The 13,742-nt window shown below is 72.9% G+C and carries 9 protein-coding genes; 2 read left to right on the top strand and 7 right to left on the bottom strand.

Annotated elements, in window-relative coordinates; all coding sequences use genetic code 11:
* Positions 1-12 precede the first annotated feature (12 nt).
* The 5 genes from ACWDEN_RS08015 to ACWDEN_RS08035 all read right to left on the bottom strand — a co-directional run bounded on the left by ACWDEN_RS08015 (position 13) and on the right by ACWDEN_RS08035 (position 7,036).
* Positions 13-2,829 carry an NHLP bacteriocin export ABC transporter permease/ATPase subunit gene (locus ACWDEN_RS08015; protein ID WP_450857946.1) on the bottom strand — a complete coding sequence of 939 codons (2,817 nt, stop codon included), beginning with the start codon at positions 2,827-2,829 and terminating at the stop codon, positions 13-15.
* A gap of 1 nt (position 2,830) precedes the next feature.
* A complete protein-coding gene (locus tag ACWDEN_RS08020; protein WP_450857948.1) occupies positions 2,831-5,050 on the bottom strand; it encodes an NHLP family bacteriocin export ABC transporter peptidase/permease/ATPase subunit in 2,220 nt (739 codons plus the stop codon).
* Positions 5,047-5,853, bottom strand: a complete 807-nt coding sequence (locus tag ACWDEN_RS08025) for an HlyD family efflux transporter periplasmic adaptor subunit (protein WP_450857950.1) — start codon at positions 5,851-5,853, stop codon at positions 5,047-5,049. The genes ACWDEN_RS08020 and ACWDEN_RS08025 overlap by 4 nt, the downstream gene beginning before the upstream one ends.
* A gap of 101 nt (positions 5,854-5,954) precedes the next feature.
* Positions 5,955-6,170, bottom strand: coding sequence for a type A2 lantipeptide (locus ACWDEN_RS08030; protein WP_351622722.1), 216 nt, complete (start codon positions 6,168-6,170; stop codon positions 5,955-5,957).
* A gap of 452 nt (positions 6,171-6,622) precedes the next feature.
* Entirely contained in the window at positions 6,623-7,036 is a 414-nt protein-coding gene (locus ACWDEN_RS08035; RefSeq protein WP_351622719.1) for a PaaI family thioesterase, read from the bottom strand.
* Positions 7,037-7,235: 199 nt separating this feature from the next.
* Between ACWDEN_RS08035 and ACWDEN_RS08040 the strand changes: the two genes are divergently transcribed.
* The gene (locus tag ACWDEN_RS08040) at positions 7,236-8,684 is read left to right on the top strand and encodes a S1 family peptidase (RefSeq protein WP_450858012.1); all 1,449 of its coding nucleotides are present in this window, start codon (positions 7,236-7,238) and stop codon (positions 8,682-8,684) included.
* 126 nt (positions 8,685-8,810) lie between these two features.
* Here ACWDEN_RS08040 and ACWDEN_RS08045 read toward each other — a convergent pair whose 3' ends face one another.
* Positions 8,811-10,955 carry a SpoIIE family protein phosphatase gene (locus ACWDEN_RS08045; RefSeq protein WP_450857953.1) on the bottom strand — a complete coding sequence of 715 codons (2,145 nt, stop codon included), beginning with the start codon at positions 10,953-10,955 and terminating at the stop codon, positions 8,811-8,813.
* 386 nt (positions 10,956-11,341) lie between these two features.
* Here ACWDEN_RS08045 and ACWDEN_RS08050 point away from each other — a divergent pair, with 386 nt between their 5' ends.
* Positions 11,342-11,950, top strand: a complete 609-nt coding sequence (locus ACWDEN_RS08050; RefSeq protein ID WP_351622557.1) for a response regulator transcription factor — start codon at positions 11,342-11,344, stop codon at positions 11,948-11,950.
* On the opposite strand, the gene ACWDEN_RS08055 is transcribed toward ACWDEN_RS08050, so the two are convergent.
* Positions 11,880-13,739, bottom strand: a complete 1,860-nt coding sequence (locus ACWDEN_RS08055; protein ID WP_450857955.1) for an ATP-binding cassette domain-containing protein — start codon at positions 13,737-13,739, stop codon at positions 11,880-11,882. The two genes, ACWDEN_RS08050 and ACWDEN_RS08055, sit on opposite strands and share 71 nt — an antisense overlap.
* Positions 13,740-13,742 lie beyond the last annotated feature (3 nt).

A 13,742-nucleotide genomic window follows, 5' to 3' on the forward strand; every position in this document is an offset into this window, starting at 1 on the left:
CCGCCGCGGACGCTACGTCAGCTGGCGGCGCACCAGTTCGTGCAGCCGGCCCGTGGTGTCCGCGAGCAACTCGGCCGGAGTGCCCTGCTGGACCACCTTGCCCTCCTCCATCACGATCACCCGGTCGGCGTCCAGGACCGTCGACAGCCGGTGCGCGATCACGACACGGGTGGCGTTCAGCTTGCGGGTGCTGTCGATGACGATGCGCTGGGTGTCGTTGTCCAGGGCGCTGGTGGCCTCGTCGAAGAACAGGATGCGCGGGCGCCGGATCAGGGCCTGGGCGATCATCAGCCGCTGCCGCTGGCCGCCGGAGATCGCGCCGTTGCCCGCCACGATCGTATGGAGGCCCATCGGCATCCGCTTGATGTCCTCCGCGAGCCCCGCCATCTCGGCCGCCGCCATCGCCTCCTCCGGCGTGTACGGCTCGGTGCCGCAGATGACGTCCAGGATGGAGCCGGTGAACGGCTGCGCGTGCTGGAGCACGACCCCGCACTGACGGCGCACCGCCGACTGGTCGAGCGCCGCGAGGTCCTGGCCGTCGTACAGGATGCTGCCGGAGACCGGCTTGTCGAAGCCGATGAGCAGGCGGAGCAGGGTGGACTTGCCGCAGCCGCTCGGGCCGACGACCGCCACGAACTCGCCCGGCCGCACGGCGAAGGAGACGTCGTCCAGGACCAGCGGGCCGTCGTCGGCGTACCGGAAGGACAGCCGGCGGGCCTCGATCCCACCCGACAGCGGCCCCGGCCGGGTGCTCGACGTCCGCACCTCGGGGGTCGCCTCGAAGACCGGCTTGATCTCCTCGAACAGCGGCAGCGCGGCCACCGCCGAGACGAAGGAGCCGGTCAACTGGGTGACCGAGGTCAGGACCATCGTCACCGAGGTGTTGAAGGTGAGGAAGTCCGCCGCCGACATCGCGCCCCTCGCCGGGCCCGCCAGCAGCATGAACATCAGCAGCGTGCACACGGGCAGATAGATCCCGCCGAGCACCGTGGTGAGGTTCTTGATCCGGCCGACCTTCTGCTGCAGCTCCCGGCTGCGCGCGAACTCCCGCGCCCAGGCCGCGTACGCGTAGTTCTCCGCCGCCGCCACGCGCAGCTTGGGCAGGCCGCGCAGGGTCTGGAAGGCCTGGTTGTTGAGCTTGTTGCCGAGCACCGTCAGCTTCCGCTGCCAGCGCACCTGCCACAGCCCCAGCCCCAGGAACACGGCCGCGATGACGACGAGCATGCCGAGGGCGGCCAGGGCCATCGACGGGCTGTACCAGAACAGCAGGCCCAGGTTCATCGCGCCGACCGTCAGCGACTGCACGACCACCGGTCCGACGCCCGCCAGCAGCCGTCGTATGGCGCTGATGCCCATGGCCGCGCTGGCGAGTTCACCGGTGGAGCGCTGGGTGAAGAAGCGGGTGGGCAGGCGCAGCAGCCGGTCCCAGACGGCCGGTTGCAGGGCCGCCTCGATACGTCCTTCCAGGCGCAGGATGGACAGGTTCTCCAGCAGCGTGAACGCCGCCGCGACCACCCCGCTCACCATCACCGCCAGGCACACCTGGACGATCAGGCCCGTCTGCGCCGTCGGCACGTACTCGCCGAGCACCTTGCCGGTCGCGACCGGCACCAGCGCGCCGATCGCCACCGTCACCAGGCCCGCGAGGAGCAGACCGAGCAGGTCGCCGCGGGTGCCCTGGAGGCTGAACCGCAGCAGACCGAACGGCGTCAGCGCCTTGTCGGGCAGTGGCCGGTAGAACATCACCGCGCGCGGCTCGAACTCCTCCGCGTTCGCCTTCTCGATCGGCGTCTCGCGTCCGGTGCCGGGGTGCACGGCCACATACCCGCCGCGCCGCCACAGCAGCGCGACCGGTGCGCCCGACAGCGCCCGGTGCCCGACCAGCGGGCCCACGTTCTCCCGCCACCAGCGCCCCTGCAGCCGTACGGCACGGGTGCGCACCCGGGACGCGAGCGCCACCCGTTCGACGGGGTCGAGGCGTTCGCTCTCGGTGCCGCTCTGCGCGGGCTCGGCGAGCTTGATCCCGGCCGCCTCCGCGACCAGCTTGCAGGCGGCATGACCGGCGTCGGCGTCGGCCGCGGTCGTCCGGCGGGCCGAGCGCTTGCCGATGGAGGCCAGCAGGGTCTGGTCGGCCTGGGCGCGCACGGCCTCACCGGCCTTGATCCCGGCGGCCGTGCGGTTCTCGTGGGTGCGCTCCAGCTGCTCTATCCACCGGTCCAGCGCGGTCAGCAGCCGGTACTGCTGGTCGACCATGGACTGCCACAGCGCCGGGTCCATCAGCAGGTCGGCGGTGGCCTCCGCGCCGTACAGCGCGCCGTACTGGACGCTGCCCGGCGGCACCTGCATCCAGAACACGTCGTCGTCGGTGGGCGCCTGGGACCGCTCCTCGGCCATCGGAGCCTGGAACAGGACGGACAGGCCGCGGCCGACGCCGAGGGCGACCGCGTACTCCAGCGGGCTGGTGGCCGGCGGTACGTACTGGGGGTTGCCGTACTCGTCGTAGGACCAGGTCTGGGTGTTCGCCGGCTGGTACAGCTCGCGCAGGTTGATCCGGTGCACCACACAGTCCCGGACCGGGCGGGCCACCAGGGTGTGCTGGGGCCCGGCGACCGGGCCGAGCAGCAGCGCGCCCGGCTCCAGCCGGCCGAGGTGGTGCCAGTGGCCCTGCTGGGCGGCGTCCACCGCGAACAGGTCCAGGGCGCCGGCCGTGACCAGCCACAGCACCTGCGGGCCTTCCAGGTCCAGCCGGTTGAAGCCCGCGCAGTCGATGCGGGTGCCCATGGAGCCCAGCGCACCGAGAACGAGGTCACCTTCGCCGACGGTCGTCATCTCATCGCTCCCTGACCAGCGCGGCGTACGCGCCACCGTGCGCCACCAGTTCCTCGTGCCGCCCGCGCTCCACGACCGTGCCGTGCTGCAGCACCACGATCTCGTCGCTGTCGCGGACCGTGCTCAGCCGGTGCGCGATGACCACGCAGGCACAGCCGCGCCGGCGCAGGTTGTCCATCACGACCAGCTCGGTCTCCGCGTCCAGCGCGCTGGTCACCTCGTCCAGGACGAGGATGCTCGGCCTGCGGACCAGGGCCCGGGCGATCTCGAGCCGTTGCCGCTGACCGCCGGAGAAGTTGTGGCCGTCCTGCTCGACCCTGCTGTGGATGCCGCCGGGCCGGCGCATCACCACGTCGTACAGGGCCGCGTCCTTCAGCGCCTCCACCACGGCCTCGTCGGGGATCGACGGGTCCCACAGGGCCACGTTGTCGCGGACCGAGCCCTCGAAGAGGAACACGTCCTGGTCGACGAAGGAGACGGAGGCGGCGAGCGCGCCGCGCGGGATGTCCTCCAGCCGGCGGCCGTCGATGCGGATCACCCCGTCCCACGGCGCGTACAGGCCCGAGATCAGCCGGGACACCGTCGACTTGCCGCTGCCGGAGCCGCCGACCAGCGCCACCTGCTGACCCGGTCCCACCGTCAGGTCGAAGCCGCTCAGCAGCGGTTTGTCCAGCGGGCTGTAGCCGAAGGTGACGTTCTCCAGCTCGACGTGCCCGTGCAGCCGGCGCGTGGAGTCGGCGCCGCCGGGGCGGGCGTAGAGCGGGTCGGCCTGGAAGTTCTCCACGTCCTTCAGCCGGGCCACGTCGGCGGCGAAGTCCTGGATGCGGCCCGCGACACCGTTGAGCCGGGTCAGAGGTGCGGTGAACCGGGTGACCAGCGCCTGGAAGGCGACGAGCAGGCCCACCGAGATGTGCCCCTCGACCGCGCGCAGGCCGCCGATCCACAGGATCAGCGCGCTGTTGAACGTGGCGAGCGTCGGCGCGACCACCCCGAGCCAGGCGCTCGGCACCCCGAGCCGCTGCTGCTCCTCCAGGGTGGTGGCGTGCTGCCCGGCCCACTTGCGGAAGTAGCCGTCCTCGCCGCCGGTCGCCTTCATCGTCTCGATCAGCTGAAGACCGGTGTACGAGGTGTTGGTGAGCCGTGCCGTGTCCGCGCGCAGCTTGGCCGTCCGCGTCGCGCGCAGCCGTACCACCAGCCGCATGGCGACCACGTTGAACAGGGCGACGCCGATGCCGACGAACGTCAGCTGCGGGTCGTAGGTGTAGAGCAGGACGGCGTAGAGCACGACGACGATCGCGTCCACGCCGGCCGCCGCGAGGTCGCGGGCCAGGGTCTCGGCGACCTGGTCGTTGGACTGCAGGCGCTGCACCAGGTCGGCGGGGGAGCGCTGGGCGAAGAACGTCACCGGCAGCCGCAGCAGATGGCGCAGGAAGCGGGCGCTGGAGAGGGTGGAGGAGATGATCCGGCCGTGCAGCAGATTGGCCTGCTGGAGCCAGGTCAGCACCAGGGTGAGCAGGACGCAGGTGCCCATCGAGGCGAACAGCACGCCCAGCAGGGAGGTCCGGCCGCCGATGAGGAACGTGTCGATGTAGGTGCGGCTGAGCGCGGGCACCGCGGCGCCGACCGCGACCAGCAGCAGGCTCGCCAGGACGGCGGCGGGCAGGGTGCCGGCGGTGCCGCGCAGCCGGGCCGGCATCGCGCCGAGCACGCCGGGACGTCGCCCGCCCTTGGTGAAGCCGTCGCCCGGCTCCAGCACCAGCACGACACCCGTGAAGCTGCCGTCGAACTCCTCCATGGGCACGAAACGGCGGCCCTTGGCGGGGTCGTTGATGTACACGCCGCGCCGGCCGAAGCGGCGGCCCATGCCGTCGAAGACGACATAGTGGTTGAACTCCCAGAAGAGGATGGCCGGTGCCCGCACCTCGGCGAGGGCGGCCAGGTCCATCTGCATGCCCTTGGCCGTCAGGCCGTAACTGCGGGCCGCCTTCAGCAGGTTGGAGGCGCGCGAGCCGTCGCGGGAGACGCCGCAGGCGATACGCAGCTGCTCCAGCGGGACGTGCCGGCCGAAGTGCGCGAGGACCATCGCCAGGGAGGCGGCGCCGCACTCGACGGCCTCCATCTGGAGCACGGTGGGCGTACGGACCGGGCCGCCACGGGGCTTGGGGACCGGGCGCTTGGCCGGTGCGGCGCGTCTGCGGCCGCGTTCCTGCGTGGTGGTCACGGCAGCAGCCAATCGACGGGGTGCTGGTCGGCCAGCTTGATGGAACCGGAGGCGAGCGTCATGGAGTCGAGCCGGAACGGCGGTCCGTCGGTGGTGGACCATCGGTAACCGCTCTTCGTGCTCGCCGACCTGTCGAGTGCGACCAGCACGGCCACCGGGCGACCCCGGCTGGTGAACTGCTGCCCGAGCTGGCTGTCACCGAGGAACGCGGAGATCGACTGGGCGGACTGCGCGGTGCGGTCCACCGACTTCACCTCGCCGCGCAGCACGCCGTAGCTCTGTGCCGGCACCGAGGACACGGTGAGGTCGACGGAGGCGTGCGTCGGGATGGCGGCGGCGTTCTCGGCGGGCACGTACACGGTGGCGTACAGCGGGTCGGAGGCGTGGGCGACCTTCTCCACGGCGGCGACATCGGTGCCGGTCTGGATGATCTGCCCGATGGTGGCGGCGAGCGTGGTGACCCGGCCCGCGGCGACCGTGCGGACCACCGCATCGCCCTGGGCGGTACGGACCTTGAGGACCGGGGCGTTCGCGGGCAGCCGCTCGCCCTGCTGGGCGAGGACGGCCGTGACCTGGCCGGACACCGGGCTCTGCAGCAGATAGCTGCCCTGCCCGTGGGTGAGGACGGCCGGTGCGCTCACCGTGGAGGCGACCGAACCGGTCACCGCCCAGACGGAGGCCGCGGCCATGACGACGACGGTGACGCCCAGGGCGAGCCACCCCTGGGGGCGGGCCAGCCGGACCGGAAGATCGAGCTCTTCGGGCGACTGGAGCTTGGCGAGGGCCTGTTGGCGGAACTGCACGGAACTTCCCTCACCTGTGGGAGAGACGCTGGTGTTTCAGGGCATCGATGAGCCCCGGAGCCGAGGGACGGCTCCGGGACCTTCGATGCAACGAGGTGCGATCAGAGACCGGCGACCAGGTTGGTGACCGGCTGGACGTTCAGGCCGGTGACACCCTCGACGGTGCCGATGGCCGTGTCCACCGTGCCGGAGACCGGGGCAATGCCGTTCACGGCGCCGGTGACGGTGTTCAGGGTGTTCAGGGACAGACCGCCGGAGACGTTGTCCAGCTCGGCGTCCGAGATCTCGACGGTCTCGACCTGGGGGGTGGAGTTCATGATGGAACTTCCCTTCCTATGGATATTTCACAAGGGGGAGCGGCCCCCTCTGGGGACAGATGGACGGCCGCGACCGCGGGCGCCGGACCCCCGTCTCCGGGAGCCCGCCGCGACCCCCGCGGTGCGATGGATCAAAGCACGCAGGTGGCGGGCGCTTCCAATCAACCAGGGCCCTCACCAGGGCACTTGGCTCGGGACGGGCGTCATCCGTGCAGGCGTGTGCACGACATGTCGGCCACTCCTTCACATGCCGCACGGCATCGTCGCGTACGAAGGCTTGCCTGCCGGATCGCGAATCCGGCACTCCGCGCCAAAGGAGTGACCAGGGGCGCGCGAATGTGCAGATCCCCGGTCGTCAGTGACTTGGTTGAGTATTCAATGTGCAGATTCCCTGAAGCAGCGATTCCGCATCGAGCACGGAACGGACCGTTACTGATCGGTAGCGGAACGTGTCAGCCCAGAAGGGCGTAGACCGTGCTCGCCCGGGCCGCGAGCGCGCCCGAACCCGCGTCGCTCAGGGTGATGTCCGCGAACGCCATCCGGCGGCCCAGCTTCGTCAGGACCGCTTCGATCCGGACATCCGAACCGGTCACCGCCCGCTGGAACGACGTCGACTGCTGAACCGTCGTCATCGGCACGAAGCCGCCCCGCGCGGCGGACACCGCGATCACCGTCGCCGTGTCGGCGGCCGCCATCAGCGCCTGCCCCGACAGCCCGCCGCCCTCCCGGGCCAGCCGCTCCGACCAGGGCAGTCGCAGCACGGCCCGGTCCTCGCCCAGCGCCTCGACGGTCAGCCCGAGATCGAGCACCCAGGGGGCGAAGTTGGCGGAGAGGATCTTGTCGGCTTCGGCGGGGGTCATCGTCATATGGGGGATTGTTCCCGGCCGCTCGCCGTGACACGCGCAGGGTGGCCGATTCGCCCGCCCGGCACGGCCGTTGGGAAACGGAATTGAACACACCGCACGGCCGGTGCGTACGTACAGCCATCCAGGCGCCCCGATACGAACTGCCCGCAAGCGGCAGACCCCCGTCCCCAGGAGGTCGAGAAGTTTGAGTCACAAGCGAATGCCCAAGCGCAAGGCGGCGATAGCGGTGGGCGGTGTCGCGGCGCTCGGAGCGGCGGCCATCCTGCTGCCCAACGCCATGGCCTCACAGGACAAGAACCAGGCATCCGGTGCCACCGGCACAGCGAGGACGCTGAAGGCCACGCAGGCCTCGAACCTCGCTGCCCAGCTGCAGAAGGTTCTCGGTGACGCCGTCGCCGGGTCGTACTTCGACAGCGGCAAGCAGCAACTCGTCGTCAACGTGGTCGGCGGCGACAACAACGTCGTCGCGCAGGTGAAGAAGGCGGGCGCGGTCGCGCGTCAGGTGCAGAACAGCACCCGCGAGCTCAAGGCCGCGGCCACGACGCTGAAGACCAAGGCGACGATCCCCGGTACCTCCTGGGCCGTGGACCCGCGCACCGACAAGGTCGTCGTCACCGCCGACTCCACCGTCACCGGCGCCAAGTGGAACAGACTGCAGTCCACCGTGCGGAGCCTCGGCTCCGGCATGGCGACGCTGACGAAGTCCGCCGGCACCTTCAAGACCTTCGTCGCCGGCGGCGACGCCATCTTCGCCCAGACCCAGCAGGGCGGCGTCCGCTGCTCCCTCGGCTTCAACGTCACCGCCTCCGACGGCAGCCCCGCCTTCCTGACGGCCGGTCACTGCGGAGTCGCGGCCAAGGACTGGTCCGACTCGCAGAACGGCCAGCCCATCGCCACGGTCGACCAGGCCAAGTTCCCTGGCAACGACTTCTCCCTCGTCAAGTACAACGACAAGACCACCCAGACGTCCAGCACGGTCAACGCCGGCAACGGCCAGACCGTGCAGATCACCCAGGCCGCCGACGCCACCGTCGGCGAGACCGTGTTCCGCATGGGCTCCACCACCGGTCTGCACAACGGCCAGGTCACCGGCCTCGACGCCACCGTGAACTTCGCGAGCGAGACCGTCCCGGGCGGCACCGACACCGTCAACGGCCTCATCCAGACCAACGTCTGCGCCGAGGCCGGCGACAGCGGCGGCTCCCTGTTCACCCAGGACGGCGGAGCCGTCGGCCTCACCTCCGGCGGCAGCGGCGACTGCACCAGCGGCGGCCAGACCTTCTTCCAGCCGGTCACCGCCGCCCTGCAGGCCACCGGCGCGACCCTCGGCGGCGGCAACGCCGCGGGCGGCGCGGGCGGCCAGTCCGGTTCCGCCGCGCCGTCGGCTTCGGCGGGCGGGGGCGACCAGTCCGGTTCCGCCGCCCCGTCGGCCTCGGCCGGCGGTCAGTCCGGCGCCGGTGACCAGTCCGGCTCCGCGGACCCGTCGGCCTCGGCGAGTGACCCGGCCGGCGCGGCCGGCGACCAGAGCGGCGGCTCGGCCGCCCCGCCCGCCTCGGCCGGTGACCAGTCCGGGAACGGCGCCGGCTCCGGCGACCAGTCCGGCAGCGGCTCGGCGAACGACGGGTCGTCCCTGACCAGCACCCGCTGAGCAGCGCCCCGAGGGGGCGCGACGCAGTGCCCCTGCCTGCCTGAACACCCCATCGCCCCGCCGGCCTCACCCGCGGTTCCGGCCGGCGGGGGAACGGTCCGGCCCTCCGGCGGGAGGGCCGGACCGTCACGCGTCGTCGCACGCGCGCAGCAACAGCAACGCCACGTCGTCCACCCGCTCCCGCGTCGCGACGGTGTGCCGGACCACCTCGTCCGCCAGTTTCTCCAGCGGCTGGTCGCCGGCCTCCGACAGCAGCGCGCCGAGATCGGCCAGCGCCTCCTCGATGTCGACACCGGGCGCCTCCACCAGACCGTCGGTGTACAGGACGAGCACCGAGCCGGGTACGAGGGACAGCTCGGTCGTCGGATACACCGCGCACGCGTCGATCCCCAGCAGCGGGCCCCCGGCCAGGTCCAGCACCCGCACCCGGCCGTCCGGCGGTCTCAGCAGAGGCGGCGGATGACCCGCCCGCGCCATGACGGCCCGCCCGCGTGCCGGGTCCAGCCGCAGATACAGGCAGCTGGCGAACAGCTCCGTGCCGAGGTCCATCAGCAGCCGGTTCGTGCTGCTCATGACCTCGTGCGGGGCCTGCCCGACCGTGGTGTACGCCCGCACCCCGGTGCGGATCTGCCCCATCAGGCCCGCCGCGGTCACGTTGTGCCCCTGCACGTCCCCGATCACCGCGGCCGTGAGCGGCAGCGTCGGCACCAGGTCGTAGAAGTCGCCGCCGATCTCCATGCCGTGGGTGGCCGGCAGATAGCGGGCGGCCGCCTCGATGCCGGGCGGCGGTGCCAGCGAGTTCGGCAGCAGGGCCTGCTGGAGCCCGTGCGCGAGCCGGTGCTTGGCGTCGTAGAGCCGGGCCCGCTCCAGCGCCTGCGCGATCAGGCCGCCCAGCGACGTCAGTACGGCCCGCTCGTCGGCCGGGAAGACATGCGGCTCGGCATAGGCCAGCACACAGGTGCCCACCGGCCGCCCGGACGCGATCAGCGGCAGATACGCCCAGGCCGCGAAGCCGTCCGGGGTCTCGCGCCGGCCCGGATACAGCCGCTGAAGCTCCTCCTGGGAGTCGAAGAACGCGGGCACCCCGCTGTTCAGCACCTGAGTGCCCGGGGTCCGCTCGGTCAGCGGCAGCCCGTGGAACCGCTCCACGGCGTGCGGGTCGGGGTACCCGCGATGTCCCAGTACGTGCAGCCGACCGCCCTGCGAACCGAGGACCACCAGCGCCTGGCTGCCGACCGCCGGCGCCACCTCGTCCCAGACCAGCTGCACCACGTCCTGTACTCCGACCGCCTCGGTCAGCGCGCCCGCGAAGCTCAGCACCTGGGAGATCGTCACCAGCCGGGGTGGTGCCGCGTCCTTCTGCGCCGGGCCGCGTGCCATCTCCGCCACCGCCCTGGCGCGGCTGATCCGCACGCTCAGCCCGGTCGTGCTCGGATACATCCGGAACGACAGCCACTCGCCCGGCGGGCGCAGCGCCACGAACGACGTCGCCTGCTGGCTGAGCAGCGCCCCCCGGTAACGGTCCTCGTACATCGGGTCGTTCAGCCAGGGCACCGACCCCCACAGCGGCGTGCCGAGCAGCTCCCCGGCCGGTCTGCCGAGCAGCTCGGCGGCGGCCGTGTTGACGAACCCGATCCGGCCGTGCAGATCCAGCGACACCAGGCCGTACGGCAGCCGGGACACCATCCGTGTCGCCTCCACCGAGCCCAGCGTGTCCGCCACGGCCGACACCGGCTCCGTCAGCACATCGGCCTCGTGCTCGAGCGGCCCGTCCTCCCACGTGGCCCGCTCCAGCCGCAGGCCCAGCCGCTCGCAGGCCGCCCACAGATGGTCCCGCTCCCAGTCGGACAGCTCCGGCGGATGCGCCCCGGGCCAGGTCACGAACGCCGCGCCGTACACCTGCCGCTCGGTCGCCACGGGCAGCGCGGCCAGCGCGAACGGGTACGGGAGCACCACCGCGATGCGCGGGTAGCAACGGGCCATCTGCTCCTCGCCGCCCACCCACACCAGCCGACGGTCGCGCACCGCGTCGGCGACCGGGATCGGCGCGGACAGCCCGACCCGCTCCCACGGCGCCGCGAACGCCCGGGGCATGCCCGCGTGCACCGTCATCTCCAGGACCGGCTCGTCGGGCCTGAGCAGGTAGACGGCGCCGGAGTGTGCGTGCACCTCCTGCATCATCGAGACCAGCGCAAGCGACATCACGGTATGGGCGGCCGCTGCCCCGTCGGCCGCCGGTGCCGGTCCCGGCCCGTCGGACACGCCGACCACCTCCTCGCCCGGCCGCGTCGCGCATCCTGGGCACCACATTCCCTCGCGAGCGCGCAGCGCGCACGGCGAGCACCCCGGCCGCCCGCCGGGGCCGCCCCGTGCGCGGACGCCTCCGGATACCCCGTCCGGCCGTATCCAAGCCCGGCCGTCGGAAGCGCGGGCGGCGTACGGGCGCCTCGCGTGCGCCCCCGCGCACCCTGATGGCCTGATCTCCGCGCCCGCGAACGGTACCGGCGCCCAAGAATGGGCACGCGCTTTGCCGTGCCGGGGCCATGGCACGGACCGTGGCGGGCCGCGAGGGGTACGAGGAGCGGACCACGACGGCACGGGCGGCGACGAGGAACGGAAAACGCGGGCGTACGACGACCATCCGAGGGGGCGGGGCAGTGATCCGGGTGCTTCTGGTGCAGGACGCGTGTCTGGTGCGATCGGTCCTGGCCGAATGGCTGCGGCGCGAACCCGGGCTGGACGTGGACGACACGCCGTGGCGGGGAGCCGCCGCGCGCATGCGGTCCTTAGGGCCGGACGTGTGCGCGGCGGACCTCGACTGCGCCGACGGCCATGGGGTGCCGCCGCTCGGCGAGCTGTGCCCGCCCGGCACCGGCGGCAGGCCGCCGGCGCTCGTGGTGCTGGCCCAGGCGAACCGGCCGGGCCTGCTGAAGCGGGCCGCCGAGGCGGGCGCGCTCGGCTTCGTGGACAAGGGGGGCTCACCGGACCGGCTGGTGCGTGCCATCCGGTCCGTCGCCCAGAGGGAACGTTTCATCGACGACTCGCTGGGCTTCGGTTTCCTCAAGGCCGCCCAGATGCCGCTGACCAGACGCGAACTGAGCGTGCTGTCCCTCGCGGCCGGAGGCGCGTCCATCGCCGAGATCGCCGGCAGCCTGCATCTGTCCCACGGCACGGTCCGCAACTACATGGCGTCGATCACCCGCAAGACCGGGGCCCGGAACCGGATCGACGCGATTCGGATATCGCGCGGGGAGGGCTGGGTGTGAGCGGTGACCGGCGGGGGAGCGGCGCCGGCTCCGTCCAGCGGCCGGCCAGGTCCCGGTACAGCGCCGAGCTGCGCAGCAGCTCCGCGTGGGTGCCGCAGGCGGTGCGCGCGCCGTCCATGACGAGGATCCGGTCGGCGCGGCGCGCGGAGCTCATCCGGTGGGCGACGACGACCAGTGTGCCGCCCGGGCGCGCCGCGAAGGCCCGCTCGGCGCGCGCCTCGGCCGCCGGGTCCAGATGGCAGGTCGCCTCGTCCAGCAGGGCCAGCGGGGCGGGGGAGAGGTAGGCGCGGGTCAGCGCGACGAGCTGCCGCTCACCGGCGGAGAGCTCCGCCGGCTCGACGGGGGCGCCGGGTCCGCCCAGTCTCCTCAGCAGGGGGGTGAGCCCGACGGCGTCGGCGGCGGCGAGGAGTTCCTGCTCGGGCACCGGGTCGGAGCGGTGGAGGGACAGGTTCTCGGACAGGGTGCCGGTGTGGACGTAGGCCTCCTGCGGGATGAGGACGGTCGCCTCGTGCGCGCGGATGGTGCCGTGCGTAGGGGTGAGCAGGCCGGCGATCAGTGCGGTGAGCGTTGATTTGCCGACGCCGCTGGGGCCTACGACGGCCAGGTGGGCGCCGGTGGGGAGGGTGAGGTCGAGGTCGTCGAGGACGGGTTCGCTCGCGGGGCCGTAGGCGAAGGTGACGGACGTGACGGAGAGTGCGCACGAGGAACGGGGGAGTGCCGTTGCCGGGCGGGCGCGGGTCGTGTGCGGCTGGTCGCGCCCCGCGGCGGAGCCGCTGAGGGACACGGCCTCGCGCCCCTCAGGGTCCCGGGCGGTCAGCCGGCGAAGGACCACGGTGAGCCGTGAACCGCTCGTGCCCAGGCCGTGGACCAGGTTGTCGAGGGCGGGGAGCAGGGACTGGGTGACGTAGGCGAGCGCGCCCACCAGGGCGCCCGGGGTGACCCCGTGCTCCAGCAGCCAGGGGGCCGTGAACAGCAGGAGTACCGCGGGGAGTTCGCCGCCCACCGCCAGGGCGGCCACGCGCGCCACGCCCCAGTGGGCCAGGGTCCGGGCGGCCCGCAGTTCCGCCGCCGTGCGCTCGCCGACGGCGCCGGCGACCCGCTCCTCCGCGCCGGCCGCCGTGACGTCCCGCAGTCCCGGGCAGACCTCGCCCAGCGACTGCGCCAGCGCCTCGTCGGCGGCGAGGAAGGCCTCCTGACGGCGGGCCAGCGGGCCGAGCGTCGCGGCGAACAGGGCCACCCCGGCGAGCAGCGGCGGCAGGACGACCGCCAGCAGCAGCGGGGCCAGCGAGAACAGGCCGATCAGGGCGCCGGCGGCCGTGAACAGGAACGAACGCGACACCATCACCACACCGGCGAGCGTGTCCCGGGCTATCTCCACCTGCTGGGTGAGCCCGGACAGCGCACCCGGGTCCGCCTCCCGCACCCCGCGCGCCACCACCGCCGTGACCAGCCGGTCCCGGGCCGGCTCGACCAGCGCCGCGACCACGCCGTACACCCGTCCGGTCCCGTACGCCCCGGCACCCACGGCGAGCCCCGCGGCGCCCAGCCACAGCAGGCCGGCCCGCGCGTTCCCGGCCAGGAACCCGGCGTCCAGCGCCCGTGCGAGGGCGTATCCGACGACGAAGGTCTGCCCGGCCTCCAGCACGGACCACGCGCCGAGCCGGGCCAGCACCGGCCATCGTGCCCGCAGGAACCGGCACGCCTGGCTGCGCACACGCGCGCGGTGCCCGCGGACCGGCCCGCGCATCCGGATTCCGTCCACCCCAGCGGGGCGGTCCTCCTCACGCACGCC

It is taken from the genome of Streptomyces sp. NPDC001153 (assembly GCF_053598315.1).